Raw genomic sequence first — 14727 nt, 5'->3', positions numbered from 1 at the left:
TGTTTAGTAGAATATAATCAACAATGTGTTATTGGTCAATTGTTTTGTAGAAAATAATCAACTGTTTTTTATTTTTTCTACAAGTTTGGTAATAAGCTGTAATGTTTCAGCGTCGCAATGTTGATTTAGTATCTGGCTAAGTGCCTCCACTTCTGGCGTGTGATCACTAAAACCTAATATGTAATTGGGGGTGGTGTTGAGGATTGAGCACAGTGCAATAAGTTGGTCTGTTTTTATTTCAGCGCCTTTGCGTATGTTTGATATAGTCCCAGCGCTATAACCTGACTCAGCAGCAAGTGAATCGCGGCTTAAGCCTGCAATTTTCATGAGTTGCTTGATTCGGTTAGCTCTGGCTTTATCCATTATCAGTTCTTTATTCTTTAAAGTTATAGCTTAAACAATGTGGCTCTTTTAAACCGTCATATTCCTGCACATAAAAGACTAAAACCGTCAAAAACAATCTTGTGGTTAGTTGCATGTATACAATGCAGGTCGAAATTCTTTACAATCGAGAAGCTTAGTCTAATATGTTTGTTGAAAATATTATACAAGTGTAGTTAAATGTTGAAAATAATCAATAGGAGTTTATATGCCGGGTTCTGGTGGTGGTGACGATAAAGATAAAGGTAATGGCAAACCAATTAAGCAATTACGCTAATGGTTTTGCATTATTTAATGCGTTAAATTAAACAAAAGGTGATGAAATGGATTTCTGCGTAGTTGATTTTGCATTTAGGGAGTTAGATAACCGAAATATAATGGCGTTATTTGTTATTTTTGGTCTTGCCTTTAGTTTTAAGAATAAAGGGGCTGCGGTGCTTGCTTTGGTCACAGCTCTTTTTTATTGGGTTTCTTATTCGCTGCACTGCGATTTTAAATTGATGGATCCTAATCGAGTTTGGCGATATATATTTTGGACTGGTATTGATGTGCTGTATATTATTACAGTATATTTAGCCGTTATACGCTTTAAGCTTATTAGCTACTCAATTTTTAAAAGTATTATATTGCTTCATGTTATTGCGTGGTTATTACACTGCGTGCGGTTACTTGATGTTCATTTGGTGAAAAATGATTTCACAGATAGTTTTTATAGTATTGGCATTGCCTCATACAATATTGCATTAATTTGCGTGATTGCTTTGGCGCTAATATTGCCAGTTTATAATAAATTAATAAGGAGGTACGGTGTATGGAATGGTTAGTGGGTTTGTTTTTATTGCTTAGTCTTTGTTTTTCAGCATTAAAATTTGTACAGTATTTAGATAAAAAAGAACAAGCCGCAAAAAAAGCGCTTAGTGATAATGAGTTTGCAATTAGCCTATTGCAGCGCCAAAGGGATATTGAGTGGATTGATGATAAGGCTGTGCAATGCGCGAATTTAATGGCATTAAAACAAGAGCGTAACAAATTTTTGGATTCGTTAATTTTTAAAGAAACTGAAAATAAAGCTGATGGATCGAACGTTAAGTTTAATCATGTGAAAGATCAATGAACTTAAGTTGATTTTTCATATTTAGCACGTGTATTCCCCCCCCCTGATGAGATTACATTCGATATTGCTTATTAACTACCGTGACTGATCAGCGTCAATCGCGGTTGCTTCTATACCTACTAGCCATTCAAATATTTTAATATTAATTCTTTATTTTTATTTCTTATTGTATTGTTGTACTGTGAATATTGTCATGGATTAGCAATAAAAATAAGGAGCAATTATGGATTTTATTGATAGATTAAAGGAATTAAACAAAAAAATTAACCAGGTGTCTGCCAATCTTGTTACTGAAGAGGCCACCAAAAACGCGTTAATTATGCCTTTTTTACACTCTGTTTTAGGTTACGATGTTTTTGACCCTAATGAAGTTGTGCCAGAGTTTACGGCTGATACCGGCACAAAAAAAGGCGAAAAAGTTGATTACGCACTTTTTAAAGGCGGTGAAGTGCAGATCCTAATTGAATGTAAAAAATATGGTGAGTCGCTATCAAGCAAGCATTCGGGTCAGCTTTTTAGATATTTTTCTGTTACTAATGCACGTTTAGCTATTTTGACAAATGGTGCTCAATATCATTTTTTCACTGATTTAGATGCGCCAAACAAAATGGACGAAAAGCCGTTTTTAGTCTTGGATTTAGAAAATATTGATGAACATATCGTGCCTGAGGTTAAAAAGCTCACCAAAGCAAGCTTTGATGTTGAGTCAATCGTTGGGGCCGCTGGTGAGCTTAAGTATCTTAATCAAATAAAAAAAGTACTTAGCCAGCAATTCAAAGAGCCTGATGAGGAATTCATTAAATTTTTTGCTTCAAGGGTTTATGATGGTGTTCTTACCCCTAAAGTTAAATCTCAATTTTTAAGCATCACCACAAAAGCGTTAACCCAATTTATCAATGATTCTATTAATCAAAGATTAAAGTCTGCAATTGATGAAAATTCGTCTGGAGTTACTACAAATCGACTGCATGAACAGCTTGAAGATGAAACCGAGAGTGAAAAGCCGAAGATTGTAACGACTGAAGAGGAAATTACAGGTTTTAATATTGTGAAGGCTATACTCTGCCAAAAAGTTGAAATTGATAGAATAATCGCCAGAGATACGCAAAGTTATTTTGGTATATTGTTAGATGATAATAATAGAAAGCCAATTTGTAGACTCCACTTTAATGCAAAGCAAAAGTACATCGGCTTTTTAAACGAAGAACGTAAAGAAGAGCGTTTTGCGATTGAGAGTATTAGTGACATTTATAAATTCACCGATAAATTATTAGACTCAATTACGCTGTATGAATAACTGGGTGATTGCCCAGTTTTTTTGCCTTTTACAATCTTGGTATACATTTAATGACAATCAATTTTAAATTTAAAATGTTAATAATTTGCGCAATATTAACTAATACCCCTACCGCGCTTTATGCCAAAATATATAGCTGCAATGTCAATGGCGTTGCGTCCTTTTCAGACCAGCCTTGTGAAACCACCGAACCTGAAATTGGTGACCCATTAAAGCCTTATTGGTATATCAATATGCCTGCTAATATAGTGGCCGATACATTCAATGTTAAAATTACTGAGCAAGGGGTTTTGAATTTTGAAAACGAAAAATACATTGTTAATTTTGAGAGTAATGAAGATCAAATAATTACATTTATCCAAGTTCGCTTTAAAGGTGCTCAATGTAAGCAAGGTGACAATGTAAATATACGAGGGTTGATTGATTTATTTGATTTGCGTATTGGTAGCTTAATCCGCATACCTAACACCGCCCACTATGCCCATTCATTTAATGATCATGACCATAAATTAAAAGTGTCGTTTATGTGTCAGTATGATGGCGATTTATATACGGCTGGATTTAGCCAAAGAAACTATACACCTCATTAGATACCCACAGCGAGTCGGCTGGCAATAAGCCGACCATTATTTAGCTTTGCTTTTGGGCCATAACGGTCAGCGTTGATATGATTTTTGCGTTATCAAGATTGCGCAGCTTTGCTTGATACATAAATGCTTCTGCTTCAGCTTCAAAGCGCAAATTATTTATACCTAACTCCAAAGTAAGTGAGCGAACTTCTCTTTTGGCTTCTTCAAGCATTTGAATATCAACGTGTTGAAGTTGCGCAGCATTTTTTCCGTTGGCTTTACCATCAGGGTCGAATAAATCAATTACCGCGACACCTAGCGCTTTTGCAACACCTTCAACTTTTGATAAGCTAAAGTTTGGCACTTCTTTTTCACCATCATCATTCAATAATGCGTAGGCATAAGTGCGATCAATTCCATTTTTGCCTGCCACTTCGCGACTTACTTCAGATAGTTTGCCACCATTCCAGCCTTTTTCTTTGACTAGATGAATAACATTCTTTCTGAAAATGTCGGCTATGTTCTGCATTTTACACTCATTAATGATTTTTACGTTCGGTTTGTAATTTGCGGTTCTGTTATGCAAATTCGTATTGTTACTAACTGTACATCATAAGTAGAAAATAATAAACATAGGTGATGAATAAAATCCCTTGCAAAATGTGGCTTTCCTGTCCATTATAATCTACAAATCTAGTAGAGGATTTTCACCTGATGAGTTTATTGAAAGAGGCCGCAATTAAAATAGTTGCTGCGGCCAAGGCTGAACGCGGCGGCCTGAGTAGATTAGCCAAGGAAATTGGGGTCGATAGATCAACGCTTTTTAAGTTTGCAAACGGTGACATTCCTAATCCTGGCGTGCTTCAAATTGAGGCTATTTTGGTAACCACGAAAAATAAAAAAATAGAGAAAGCGCTCGCCAATATTAAATCGATGGCAGTTGGCGTTGAATATAATGGCTAAAACTAAGGATATTTGAATGGCTGATAATGCTGATTTTAAAGAGCTGAAAAACTATGCGGCGGCTGTCGATGCGGTTGCGCATGTGGCGGTGGGGGCTATGGCTGATTTAGGTTTGCATACCGAGACGCAACACAGTGCATTTTTGGTTGATGTACTTGAAAATCTGGCTCACGCAAATTCGGTAAATTGCTTAAGCCAGGTGAGTGCGTTGCTTGATGTTAATACTCAGAAGTGCCGACTGTTGAGTGGCCGCTAATGAATAAGCCCATTATGTCTGACTCGATGGCAGTTGACGTTGAATTTGGTAGCTAAAACTAAGGATATTTGAATGGCTGATAATGCAGAAGAAATACGTAAAAAAATTCATGAAGGAGGTGCTTACGCGCGCTGTCTTGACGAAAGTAAAGAAAGGCCGGTAATAAAATACGGTCCGTTACATTTTGATATTAATCAAGCGCTTGAAGATGATGTGCAAGCGCTTCGCCAAGTGATTTTAGCGTTGCATAAGCGTTGGGCCGACAATCCTATTATTACGGCCCAAGTGATAAATGACGCCCTTGAACTTGAAAGCTTGATCGGTTCAGACCTGCGCTACTGCTTATTTGCGCTGAACGGTAAGTGCTAACCGATGGAGTCGAAAATGGTTTCTTGCTCTGTGGTTAACTCACTTTTTAGCTCTGTTGCTAAGTCGAGGCTAAAGAGCGCTAGACCTTTTTCGGTCAGTGCGTATGAGGGGGTTTTGACTGGCCCTTTGATTGTTATGAATTTTTGTATGTATCCAAATTCGACTAAGCGGCACAGGGTTTCATTGTACATTGCTTCATCTTCGCGGATTACTGCATCGGCTGATGGGGCGAGTTTATTGGGCGTGCCATTTTCGATACTCGTTATTAGTTCGTTCATTGAAAGCGTTTGTGGGTTTGGGAAACGTGCCATTAAGTTTTTTAGCACCATTACGCTAAACATTTTAAATGTGCCATATGTTCCGAATTTTTTAGATGTGTCCATTTTCACTCCTTTGTTTTGGTTTTTTGTGATTCGCACTTGCATGGTGCCAGAACAAGGGGGTGTTTTCAATTGGGGTAACTTGAATGGCTGATAATGCTGACCGTTCACAAATTGAGATTGAGCGGGCGCTTGAGCGGGCGCTTGAGCGTTCGTTGGCAAGTCGTGCTGTTGATGATGTTGTGCCCAGTGCTGAGTGTGTTGAATGCGGTGAGCTTGTTGAAGCGGGCCGTGCAAAGGTTTTAAAAACGAATGTGTGCGCTGCGTGTGCACATGAAAAAGAGCGCCTTGCAAAGTTATTTGCAGGGCGCAGATAAAACAAAACCCGCACGCTGTGGAAGGCATTAATGCGGGTTTAATTCTAACGAGGTTGATTATGACACAGGTTTTTTGTTTTTCAAATAGGGGTTGTTTATGAGTATGACCCTGATGGCTAAGGCGATGTCGATTAAGGTTGGTAATTCGGCAACTAAATTGATTTTACTGAAGCTTGCTGACAATGCAAATGATGATGGGGTGGCTTGGCCGAGTTATCAGCATATTGCTGATCAATGTGAAATGACACGCCGCTCTGCGATAACTCACGTTAAAAAATTACAAGATTTAGGTTTGATTACGATTAAGGAGCGAAAGCTTTCAAGTGATTTGAACCGTAGTAATTTGTTTTATTTGCACTTGGACCAGCCCATTAAATCGCCCTCATCGTCACCTTGCGAGGGTGGTGAAAGTTTTGCAGTTAGTGGTGAAAGTTTTGCAGTCAGTAGTGAAAATTTTGCAGTCAGTAGTGAAAATTTTTCACCTGTTACTGGTGAAAATATTTCACCCAGAACCAGTCACTCTTTTGAACCAGTCATAGAACCTATAAAAAATAATAAAAAAAGTGTTTTTGATTTTTCGTGTTGGCCTGCCATGCCTAGTGAGCAAACGCTGCATGATTGGTTGGCTATGCGTAAGCGGATGAAGGCGAATGTTAACCAGACTGTGATTAACCGTTTTGCTGGCCAGCTGAAGTTGGCGGTGGCTGCGGGTGTGAGTGTGGATGATTGTTTGGCTGAGTGTGTGGTGCGCAATTGGCGTGGTTTTGAGTTTGCGTGGATGCAAAACGCGAAGTCTGTGGGTGCTGATGCGGCGGGTTGGCATAAAGATTTGGGGAGGTTTTGATGGGGCATTTACAGTCTATTCAAGCGGTTGCTGGTAATTTTTCTGCGGGTGCTATGCCTTGCCAGCCATCGAGCGGGCGCCAAGTGCCAAGCAGTTTGCCTGATGAGGTGGCGGCGGTGCTTGATGAGTTTTTTGCTGAACTTAAGTCGACGTTTCCGGCTTGGCATCAGTCTGTTACGGGGGTGGGTGAGGCGAATTGGAAGCGCACGTGGGCGAAGGGTTTGGTTGAGAACGGTGTGACGTCGGTGGCGCAGTTGCGTTTTGGGATCCGTAAGGCGATGCGTTCGAATCGTCCGTTTTTGCCGAGTATTGGTGAGTTTTGCAGTTGGTGTAAGCCGGCGCTTGCTGATTTTGGTTTGCCTGAGTTGCAGGCTGCGTTTCGTGAGGCGTGTAATCACCATCGTTTTGCTGATGATCATGTTTGGTCGCACCCTGCGGTGTTTAAGGCGATGCGCGAAACGGGTAGTTGGTCGTTTAAGACGATGGCGAGTGATGATGTGTTTAAGTTGTTTGCTCGTAATTACGAGGTGGTGTGTGGCCGTGTGATGGCGGGTGAGGATTTTTCGGGTGTGATCCCTAAGGCGTTACCTGAGAAGGTGAGGGTTAAAACTAGCCAACGCCAAGGGGTGGCAAATTGCCAGGCGTTGAAGGCGAAGTTGTTTAAGCGATTTTAGTTGTATGCAGGCCGCGTGGTGTATCGCGGTGTCCGTCTCAAGATGCTGGCAGGGAGCCTTGCTTTTTTAGGGGTTGATTGAGGACTACGGGAGTAATACATCTAGCTGCGTATTTTCATGGCTGGTTGGTGGGCCAGTGCAGTGCAAGCCACCCTATTTTTGATTGGTTTTATTTTTATGAGGGGTGACTTTATGTGTTTGGGTGTGAATGCGTACAAGTGTTTAGAGTATTTGGTTCGGTTGCAGCCCTTGCGCGTTTCGGCTTATGCCAAGCTGGTTGGGCTTGATGATGGTGTGGTGCGGTCGCAGTTTTCGAACCTTGAGCGTGTTGGTTTTGTGCGTCGGTTTGTGCGTGAGGGTAGGCCGCTGTATGAGCTGACTGCGGCGGGGCTTGATGAGTTGGCGCAGATTCGTGATGACATTGCGATGGCGCAGGGGGTTGAAATATGAAGGTGATTTGGCTGTTGGTGACTGTTTTGTTGTTTTGTGCGGCTGCTTATGCGGCTTTTTTAGGCTCTGTTTTTTGTTTTGTAGCGTTTTCGGGCCTTGGTTTGGGTGCGCTTTGGGTTGCTGATTGGTCTTATAAACATGCGGCTGCTGCGGCTTTTTTTAGGGGTGAGCAGTTTTGAGGACGTTGCACGGTGCGCTGAATAATACGGCTATTGCTCATTTTTTGAAGAGCGACTTTGAGCGCTTTGTTGATAAGCGTTACAAGTTGGAGGTGCGTGCGAGCAAGTGCAGGACTAAGGCGAGCTTTTTTGTGCGTGATAATTTTGGCGGTAAAACGGTGCAAAAAAAGGTGGCGCAGTACCCTGACGTTGCGTGTGCTGATGTGGTTAAGCGGTTGTCGGCTAATGTGTTGGCGCTGCGCAGTGGTGAGCAGCTTGGGGTTAATTTTTGTGTGACGTTTGGTGAGGTGTTTGAGCGTTATAGTGCACGTTTGCTTGCTGATAGTTCGCTGAGTAAAAAGCGTAAGGCGGGGCTTAAGTCGGTGATTGTTCGCCAGTTGATGCCGCCTTTGGCTGATATAGTTTTGAGTGATTTTTGCACGGCTCAGTTTGATGAGGTGTTTGTATTGCCGCTTTGTAAGAATTCGCGGGTGAATTACGTGAGGACGGTGTTTGCTGATTTAAAGTCGATTATGGCTAAGGCGAAAAAGCTTAATTGGATTGCTGATAATCCGCTTGCTGAGGTGAGGCTTAGCCAGTTTGTTAATTTGAAAGATGAGCTTAAAGAGTGTCGGATTAATCAGACGGTGATGATTGCTATTTTTGAGCGCTTGAAAGTGGCGCAGGTTGAGCAGGTTTTGCTTGTGGCGCTGATGGTGTTGTTTGGTTTTAGGATTGGTGAGACTCGCCAATTGAAGTGGCGGATGTTTGATTTTGTTGAGGGCTTTTTGACGATACCTGCGGCTATTACGAAATCGCGCCAGCCGCTTAGGGTGTTTTTGCCTGTTGAAGTGGTGGCGTTGCTGCGGGCGTATAGGGTTTTTTTGGCTGGTTTGGTTGATAGCCGCTTGCGTGAGCATGTGTTTTTTTCGCGTACTGGGTGTTTGTCTGATCAGGCTGCGAGCCGTTTGATTTTTGATTTGGCGCATAGTGCGTGGTCTGCTCATGATTTACGTAAATTTGCACGTACGTGTTGGGCTGATATGGGGGTTGATTACTATGTGGGTGAGATTCTACTGAATCACAAGTTAAAAAAGCTTGATAAAACATACATATACACACAAGCGGAAAAGCAGAAGGCGGCTACTTTAGTGGCTCATACTGCTTTTATTTTTGACTTGGGTTTGCGTGATGTGCTGGCCGAGACATTGCCGAGATTTTTTAAAGAGCTTGCTTTGTGCAAGGCCGCGATTTAACTGGGGTTGATGATGAATCGAAATATCCACAATACAGAAGGAGCCAAAAGCCGAAAAACACCTGGTGATGTGCTTCGTGAATTGCGGATGGCTCGCCAGTACTCTCAAGAAAAAGTTGCGTTGGTTTTTGGGGTGACTGAGCGCACGTTGCGCAATTGGGAAAAGAGTAAAACGGCTGTAAGTGTGGATGATTTTTTAAGTTTGGTTGATTTTTACAAATTCGATGCGGGCACTGCTTGGGAGTTATTTAATAATGAACAATAGAAAACTTGTTATCTTGCTATTAAAAAAGTGGGGTCGCTACCAAGCGCAGCAAGAATTAGGAAGTGGTTATGCGAGTAAGTCGCCAACTGAAAAGATTCGTGAATTTTGTGAGTTGGGTGTGCATGGTTCGAACTTTGCGGCTGAAGAACGCCACGTACCTGAGTATTTAGAGCTGATTGATGGCCGCATTGCCCAGTTGCCGAAAAATTATATTGTTGCGATTCGGGTGAGGTTTGTGTTGCTAGTTGAGCGCGGTGCGCTTGGTTCGTTTGGGTTTAGCAGTGTGACGGCTTTTGAGATTTGTTTAGAGAAGGCGATTAATGCGCTTTTGGGGTAGTGCGAATAATTACGCAAATATAGCTATTTAATAGTATTAAATATGTAAATATGCAAAATTGATATAACAGGAGCGATTTAAACATTGTTCTTAAGTTTATACTTTACTAAGATACTCGCTGTATCCAATAGTTACTGAGTTGCGTTTTTTAACAGGTAATTATTGAGCTTTTCGCGCTTTTTAGTGTGAAAAAAGCGGCCATTGTAGTGACCGCTTTGATTTTCAGTTAGCTTGGTAAGTTATTGATGAGGTCCATACTCCATTGGTAACATTGCTTTACTAATTGAAAAATTACTTCAACTTTAAGTTTAATCTTAAGTTGCTCAAGTAATGTAGATGCATTGTTAGTAGTGTTGTCTTGTTTACCAGACCTTTCAACATTACTAACGTTTCTGCTCTTGCGAGCGGGTTTATTTTTAGGCATATAGCCTCCCAAAAAAAAGCCGACGTAAGCCGGCGGTTGTAAAAAATATGAATAAGCCGAAGCCTTTTGTTTTGCCGCCATGTTGCAATCATTCCTATCTCCAAGTTTTATGATGCTTAACAACGCGAAATTGCATTGTTTTTTATTTGAACTTAGATGATACCACTGTTTATTTTTATTCTGCAAATGCAGATCCCTTCTTTTTGGTACAAGTTAGCAACCGCAAACCTTAGACGCTTTTTATAATCTCGATAAAACATTTAAATTTGGATAAATTTAGCTGTATTTTTCATGATTATTTTCTTTGCTGTTGCGGTGAAGGTAACGCTCGTTATTTTAATAATTAATCTTTTTATTTATCTTTTTTTCAAACCGGAAAGAAACCGCCCTATTTTTTGCCCTTTAAAACGGTATGATTTGTCTACGCTGGTGATTCCCAACCTTGCAGAGTTTGCCCTTATCTTGCTTACCTTGAACGGTAGTTAAAGCCCAACTTCAACCGAGTTGGGCTTTTTTTATGGCTGTTTTTTAGGTGTGGCTGGGGTGAATGTTCAGATGTGGCCCCGTGATTGGGAAGGGGTGTTGGTGTGGCGAGCCATTTACACTTAACTATTTGCCGTTCTCTTACTTATAAAGGTTTTATATGGACAATCAGCACAAGAAAATTAAAGGCTATAGAGATTTAAGCCAAGCTGAGATTGATTTGATGAATGATGCTAAGGCGCTTTCGGTTCAGGTTGGTGAGTTAATTAATAAGCTTGAAGCGACTGATGGCTTGGATAAACGTTGGTTGTCTATCGGTAAAACTGACCTGCAAAAAGGCTTTATGTTTGTTGTGCGGTCTATTGCTCAACCTTTAACTTTTTAAGGATCTTTTTATGCTTAAACCTTTTTTGGCTGTACTTGCGCTGTTGATGTTGTTGGTGCTGAGTGCGGTGGTTGTGCCAAGTGTGGTGCAGCCGGTGATGGTGATTAGTTTTTGTTTTAGTTTGCTGAAGGCGTTGACGGTTGTTGCTGTGGCGCGGTTTGCGTTGGCGTATTTGGATGCGCGGGCGGGTGTTGATGTTAATTGGTGGCTGAAGAGTAAGGCGGATAGTCATGATAAGGCTGTGTATTTTAGTGTTCGGTTTGCTGCTGTGTTTGTCGTGTTCGGCTTCGTCATGGCCTGATAAGTTTGATGCTCAGATTTATAAATCTGCTCGCAGTTATTTGCCGGGGGTTGATTGGCGTTTGTATAAGGCGCAGTTGATTGCTGAAAGCGGTTTGCGGGTTGATGCTGTGTCGCCAGTGGGTGCTGCGGGTATTGCTCAGTTTATGCCTGGTACGTGGGCGGATGTGAGCCGCGAGCTGGTTTTAAGTGGTTCTCCGTTTGATCCGCAGGTTGCGATTCCTGCGGGTGCTTTTTATATGGCGAAGTTGCGCAGCGGTTGGCGTTGGCAACGGCCTGAGTTTGATAAACATAATTTAGCGTTGGCGAGTTATAACGCTGGGTTTGGCCATGTGTTGGCTGCGCAGCGGTTATGTAGTGATGCGCTGTTGTATGCGGATATTGTTCGGTGCTTGCCAATGGTGACGGGGCGGCATGCTGTTGAGACGCGCAATTATGTTGCTCGGATTAATGATTTGTTTTTGGTGTTGCTGCGTTAGTGCATAAATAAGTAGGGGGTTAGATGTTTGGTATTAAAGGTGGGTTAGTTGCTGTTGTTTTGGGTGCTGCGGTGTGCGGTGGTTTTGCTGCGAGTGCGGCTTATGCGAGTAAGGCTAAAGAGGTGCATGAGTTGACGGTGTCGCTGGATGCTAAAGCGGTGCAGGTTGAGCGGTTGGTGTTGCAGCTTGATGAGCAGCATGCAGTGGTTGAACAACTTAATGCTTTGGCGCGGGCAACTGAGCGGGTGACGGTATCGCACTTTGAAGATGTGCAACGTGAGCTAGTTAGTGTGGCCAAGGTTGAAACTGAATTAATTGAGGTGATGGCAAATGATGATGCGATTAAAGATTGGGCTGCTGTGTTGTTGCCTTTGGATGTTAAGCGGGTGTTCGACAAGTCAACCCGAACCGAAAGTTGTGACGGTGACGAAGGTGGTGAAGGTGTTGCCGCCAGCGCATTTGCTGAAAACTTGCGAACGGCCAGTGATGGATGTGGTGAGTAATGCTGATTTATTGCGTTTTGGGATTTTGACGAATAATGCGCTGGTGATGTGCAATTTAGACAAAAGGGCTTTACAACAATGGCTGTGGATACAACAACATTAATTAAGGCGGCTGCAGGTGCAAGCGCTGCTGTGATTGCTGCGCCCCAATCGGCCATTGCTGAAAACCTTGCGAAAGCCAATTGGCATCAGTTAATTACGTTTCAGTTTAATTTTACGGTGAGCGATTCGATTATGATTGCTACGTTTTTATTGCTGCTGCTGAATTATTTACATAACAAAAAACGTAGTAAGAACGATGATGAGTAAGCCTTTGTTTAAATCACTGACTAAGCCGCTGTTTGGTTCGTTGACTGCGAGTGTTAAGCAGGCTGTTCAGCGATACGTTACGACTTTAAGCCCTGCGGGTGGTATGTACTATGAATTAGCACCAATATCGCTTACGGATTTTGAGATTGAGATTGAGTTTGTAACAACTCAGACAGGTAACAGGTTGCTGTTATGTGACGACCATTTAACAACGTATTACATTAATTCCTATAGTAATATATTATCTTTTTGGTCAAAAGGTACAGAGCATGCAACCCCTGTGACAGGTAAAACTATAAATGATGGTAAGTTGCATACCGCGGTTTATAAACTCGCAGGTACACAATTAAAGGTTTTTTTAGATGGTGTTCAGTATGGAACACATACTATTAACCCTTACTTAGGTGTGATTAAGTTTAAGGCCGGTAATCGCACGGCACTTACTAGTACATTTGACGGTTCATACTTTGATATTAAAATCTGGAATGGTGGCGATAGACATACGGGTCAGTTAGTACGTGACTACCGCTTTGATGATAATGATGGTGTGCTGGTTGATTATAGTAAGCCGCTTGGTACTGAGATGTACGATTTCGCTAAGTTTGCTAAGGCACATGCTAACTCCATACTAAAGGAGATACATAACAATGGATTTGAATTTGATGGAACTGCAAGCCCCTCTGGTGAGGATTCTGAGCGTTGCTTCATTAATATAACCACACAAGCGGGTAAACAATATATATTAACTTTCAACCAATTAAGCTCAGCGTCTGGTGTAGTCTTATCTAGAGATGGTTTTAATGGCAGTGGAACAGTGATTGCTTCTGCTTCGTTTGACGCTAAATACATAGTATTCACCGCAGCATCTAGTACGACCACAATATTATTTGATGGTCATATAAATGTAAAAGTATATAGTTTCAATAACATATCTATCAAAAAAGCAGACGGCTACGGTAAAGCGGTTAATGTCACTGCGGCAGATAGAGAGCTAATGACGTTTGATGACCACCGTAATGCGTGGCTTGGTGGTGAGCTAATTAATGACGGTGGGTTTGATAACGGGATGTCTTCTTGGTTGCAGACACAAAGCTCAGCGTCTGTTATTGGTGGTCGGTTGATAAATGATGGCACTAATACTGTTACTAATTTTGTCTATCAAGCACTACCTAACTCACTCTTAAATCAGAAAGTATTAGTCGGTATTAATTTATATGACTATCAAGACTTGGGTAACTTTGCCGTATCATTATCTGATGGGGGCGCGACCAATCCATTAGATGAAACAGTGGAACACCATAGTTTCCTAGGTACTATCACTAAAAATACCCGAGTTTACTTAAACTTTTCATCATCTATTGTTATGTCTGTAGATAATATTTCCGTTAGACGAGCAATCGAGGTATCACAATGAGCAACTGGTGCATAGTCAGTAACGAGGCGCTTGATGCTGATATTGTCAATCCGTTGATTCAAGCGTTGAAAGACGGTTGTTGTGATATCGGTGTATGCCACGATGCCGCGAACCGTGTGTTTACGTCAACGCCCGAAATTACCCCCGAGCTTGAACCGTTCGTTGTGCGCGTTGAATTAAACGAGAACACCACTGAGCAAGAGTTGATCACTCAGGTGGGTGCGTTTTTAAAAGCTAATCATTTAGATAAAGTATTAGTCGCGCCACGTAACGTGTTTACATTGTTGTTTAGTCACCCAATCCATAGATTGTGGTGTGGCAGTTACGAAACATCGACTCAACTTATTGCTGATTACACCGACACATTCGGCGCTAATCAATTAAGTGAAACAGATAATCTTGAAAGTCTCAAACAGTTAGCGCGCGCCGCTGTGTTTTCATTCATTCCATAATAAATAAGAGTATTCAAATGATACTAGTACCAGGTAAGTCTTATCTGTTCAGTTCGGCTGAGCGTATGTTTCAGGTCATAGTGCCACCAAACCAAGAGGCAACATTAAATATTCAAGCCGTCGGCTCAAGTGCAGCAGTTACAAAAAGATTCACTGAATCAGATGTTTACAGTGCGTTTATTGGGCATTCAAAGGTGACAGTTGATAATGCAAACTGCGAAATTACAGTGACGCCAAGTAATGCAATCGAAGAAATTTAAAAGGTACTTTCCGAGCACCCCCCTTCGCTGCGGGTAGAAAACTCCCGGGCTCTCACGCGTTATTAAAATTTAAATTTTTAGGGCTTTTC

General features: G+C 41.6%; 27 protein-coding genes. 23 read left to right on the top strand and 4 right to left on the bottom strand.

What is annotated here, in order from left to right; genetic code table 11:
• Positions 1 to 57 precede the first annotated feature (57 nt).
• Positions 58 to 363, bottom strand: coding sequence for a helix-turn-helix domain-containing protein (locus AC3KZC_RS14575; RefSeq protein ID WP_490576902.1), 306 nt, complete (start codon positions 361 to 363; stop codon positions 58 to 60).
• A 341-nt stretch (positions 364 to 704) separates the two neighbouring features.
• Here AC3KZC_RS14575 and AC3KZC_RS14570 point away from each other — a divergent pair, with 341 nt between their 5' ends.
• The 4 genes from AC3KZC_RS14570 to AC3KZC_RS14555 all read left to right on the top strand — a co-directional run bounded on the left by AC3KZC_RS14570 (position 705) and on the right by AC3KZC_RS14555 (position 3382).
• Entirely contained in the window at positions 705 to 1205 is a 501-nt protein-coding gene (locus AC3KZC_RS14570; RefSeq protein ID WP_490576903.1) for a hypothetical protein, read from the top strand.
• Complete coding sequence (locus AC3KZC_RS14565; protein ID WP_490576904.1) at positions 1193 to 1495, top strand: hypothetical protein; 303 nt, start codon at positions 1193 to 1195, stop codon at positions 1493 to 1495. The genes AC3KZC_RS14570 and AC3KZC_RS14565 overlap by 13 nt, the downstream gene beginning before the upstream one ends.
• A 223-nt stretch (positions 1496 to 1718) precedes the next feature.
• Positions 1719 to 2792, top strand: a complete 1074-nt coding sequence (locus AC3KZC_RS14560) for a type I restriction endonuclease (protein WP_490576905.1) — start codon at positions 1719 to 1721, stop codon at positions 2790 to 2792.
• A gap of 50 nt (positions 2793 to 2842) precedes the next feature.
• Positions 2843 to 3382, top strand: coding sequence for a hypothetical protein (locus AC3KZC_RS14555; RefSeq protein WP_490576906.1), 540 nt, complete (start codon positions 2843 to 2845; stop codon positions 3380 to 3382).
• 40 nt (positions 3383 to 3422) lie between these two features.
• Here the strand turns inward: AC3KZC_RS14555 and AC3KZC_RS14550 are convergent, their stop codons facing one another.
• On the bottom strand, positions 3423 to 3890 hold the full coding sequence (locus AC3KZC_RS14550; RefSeq protein WP_490576907.1) for a hypothetical protein: 468 nt from the start codon (positions 3888 to 3890) through the stop codon (positions 3423 to 3425).
• Between the two features lie 185 nt (positions 3891 to 4075).
• Between AC3KZC_RS14550 and AC3KZC_RS14545 the strand changes: the two genes are divergently transcribed.
• From AC3KZC_RS14545 to AC3KZC_RS14535, 3 genes are all read left to right on the top strand, one after another.
• Complete coding sequence (locus tag AC3KZC_RS14545) at positions 4076 to 4324, top strand: hypothetical protein (RefSeq protein WP_490576908.1); 249 nt, start codon at positions 4076 to 4078, stop codon at positions 4322 to 4324.
• 16 nt (positions 4325 to 4340) lie between these two features.
• Positions 4341 to 4580 carry a hypothetical protein gene (locus AC3KZC_RS14540; protein ID WP_490576909.1) on the top strand — a complete coding sequence of 80 codons (240 nt, stop codon included), beginning with the start codon at positions 4341 to 4343 and terminating at the stop codon, positions 4578 to 4580.
• Positions 4581 to 4652: 72 nt separating this feature from the next.
• On the top strand, positions 4653 to 4949 hold the full coding sequence (locus AC3KZC_RS14535; RefSeq protein ID WP_490576910.1) for a hypothetical protein: 297 nt from the start codon (positions 4653 to 4655) through the stop codon (positions 4947 to 4949).
• Here the strand turns inward: AC3KZC_RS14535 and AC3KZC_RS14530 are convergent.
• Positions 4946 to 5332 carry a hypothetical protein gene (locus AC3KZC_RS14530; RefSeq protein ID WP_490576911.1) on the bottom strand — a complete coding sequence of 129 codons (387 nt, stop codon included), beginning with the start codon at positions 5330 to 5332 and terminating at the stop codon, positions 4946 to 4948. The genes AC3KZC_RS14535 and AC3KZC_RS14530 overlap by 4 nt on opposite strands.
• Positions 5333 to 5415: 83 nt before the next feature.
• Here AC3KZC_RS14530 and AC3KZC_RS14525 point away from each other — a divergent pair, with 83 nt between their 5' ends.
• From AC3KZC_RS14525 to AC3KZC_RS14490, 8 genes are all read left to right on the top strand, one after another.
• Entirely contained in the window at positions 5416 to 5646 is a 231-nt protein-coding gene (locus tag AC3KZC_RS14525; protein WP_490576912.1) for a hypothetical protein, read from the top strand.
• A gap of 97 nt (positions 5647 to 5743) precedes the next feature.
• A complete protein-coding gene (locus AC3KZC_RS14520; RefSeq protein WP_490576913.1) occupies positions 5744 to 6490 on the top strand; it encodes a helix-turn-helix domain-containing protein in 747 nt (248 codons plus the stop codon).
• Positions 6490 to 7164, top strand: a complete 675-nt coding sequence (locus tag AC3KZC_RS14515) for a replication protein P (RefSeq protein WP_490576914.1) — start codon at positions 6490 to 6492, stop codon at positions 7162 to 7164. The genes AC3KZC_RS14520 and AC3KZC_RS14515 overlap by 1 nt, the downstream gene beginning before the upstream one ends.
• Before the next feature lie 117 nt (positions 7165 to 7281).
• Entirely contained in the window at positions 7282 to 7614 is a 333-nt protein-coding gene (locus AC3KZC_RS14510) for a helix-turn-helix domain-containing protein (RefSeq protein WP_490576915.1), read from the top strand.
• Positions 7611 to 7793, top strand: coding sequence for a hypothetical protein (locus AC3KZC_RS14505; RefSeq protein WP_490576916.1), 183 nt, complete (start codon positions 7611 to 7613; stop codon positions 7791 to 7793). The genes AC3KZC_RS14510 and AC3KZC_RS14505 overlap by 4 nt, the downstream gene beginning before the upstream one ends.
• Positions 7794 to 7924: 131 nt before the next feature.
• Positions 7925 to 9028, top strand: a complete 1104-nt coding sequence (locus AC3KZC_RS14500; protein ID WP_490576917.1) for a tyrosine-type recombinase/integrase — start codon at positions 7925 to 7927, stop codon at positions 9026 to 9028.
• A 12-nt stretch (positions 9029 to 9040) separates the two neighbouring features.
• The gene (locus AC3KZC_RS14495) at positions 9041 to 9292 is read left to right on the top strand and encodes a helix-turn-helix domain-containing protein (protein ID WP_490576918.1); all 252 of its coding nucleotides are present in this window, start codon (positions 9041 to 9043) and stop codon (positions 9290 to 9292) included.
• Positions 9282 to 9629, top strand: a complete 348-nt coding sequence (locus AC3KZC_RS14490; RefSeq protein WP_490576919.1) for a hypothetical protein — start codon at positions 9282 to 9284, stop codon at positions 9627 to 9629. Before AC3KZC_RS14495 ends, AC3KZC_RS14490 begins: the two co-directional genes overlap by 11 nt.
• A gap of 226 nt (positions 9630 to 9855) precedes the next feature.
• Here the strand turns inward: AC3KZC_RS14490 and AC3KZC_RS14485 are convergent, their stop codons facing one another.
• Positions 9856 to 10134 carry a hypothetical protein gene (locus AC3KZC_RS14485; protein WP_490576920.1) on the bottom strand — a complete coding sequence of 93 codons (279 nt, stop codon included), beginning with the start codon at positions 10132 to 10134 and terminating at the stop codon, positions 9856 to 9858.
• Positions 10135 to 10696: 562 nt separating this feature from the next.
• Here AC3KZC_RS14485 and AC3KZC_RS14480 point away from each other — a divergent pair.
• From AC3KZC_RS14480 to AC3KZC_RS14445, 8 genes are all read left to right on the top strand, one after another.
• Positions 10697 to 10921: an Acb2/Tad1 domain-containing protein gene (locus AC3KZC_RS14480; RefSeq protein WP_490576921.1), complete on the top strand. Its 225-nt coding sequence runs from the start codon at positions 10697 to 10699 to the stop codon at positions 10919 to 10921.
• Positions 10922 to 10931: 10 nt separating this feature from the next.
• The gene (locus tag AC3KZC_RS14475) at positions 10932 to 11222 is read left to right on the top strand and encodes a hypothetical protein (RefSeq protein ID WP_490576922.1); all 291 of its coding nucleotides are present in this window, start codon (positions 10932 to 10934) and stop codon (positions 11220 to 11222) included.
• The gene (locus tag AC3KZC_RS14470; RefSeq protein ID WP_490576923.1) at positions 11152 to 11700 is read left to right on the top strand and encodes a transglycosylase SLT domain-containing protein; all 549 of its coding nucleotides are present in this window, start codon (positions 11152 to 11154) and stop codon (positions 11698 to 11700) included. Before AC3KZC_RS14475 ends, AC3KZC_RS14470 begins: the two co-directional genes overlap by 71 nt.
• 330 nt (positions 11701 to 12030) lie before the next feature.
• Positions 12031 to 12306, top strand: coding sequence for an Rz1-like lysis system protein LysC (gene lysC / locus AC3KZC_RS14465; protein WP_518525899.1), 276 nt, complete (start codon positions 12031 to 12033; stop codon positions 12304 to 12306).
• Complete coding sequence (locus tag AC3KZC_RS14460) at positions 12282 to 12512, top strand: hypothetical protein (protein WP_490576925.1); 231 nt, start codon at positions 12282 to 12284, stop codon at positions 12510 to 12512. The genes lysC and AC3KZC_RS14460 overlap by 25 nt, the downstream gene beginning before the upstream one ends.
• Complete coding sequence (locus AC3KZC_RS14455) at positions 12505 to 13926, top strand: hypothetical protein (protein ID WP_490576926.1); 1422 nt, start codon at positions 12505 to 12507, stop codon at positions 13924 to 13926. The genes AC3KZC_RS14460 and AC3KZC_RS14455 overlap by 8 nt, the downstream gene beginning before the upstream one ends.
• Positions 13923 to 14378, top strand: coding sequence for a hypothetical protein (locus AC3KZC_RS14450; protein WP_490576927.1), 456 nt, complete (start codon positions 13923 to 13925; stop codon positions 14376 to 14378). The genes AC3KZC_RS14455 and AC3KZC_RS14450 overlap by 4 nt, the downstream gene beginning before the upstream one ends.
• A gap of 17 nt (positions 14379 to 14395) precedes the next feature.
• A complete protein-coding gene (locus tag AC3KZC_RS14445) occupies positions 14396 to 14638 on the top strand; it encodes a hypothetical protein (RefSeq protein ID WP_490576928.1) in 243 nt (80 codons plus the stop codon).
• Positions 14639 to 14727: the final 89 nt, after the last annotated feature.

The organism is Pseudoalteromonas sp. J2K-J031 (assembly GCF_058197095.2).
This window is presented reverse-complemented; position numbering and strand designations above follow the sequence as displayed.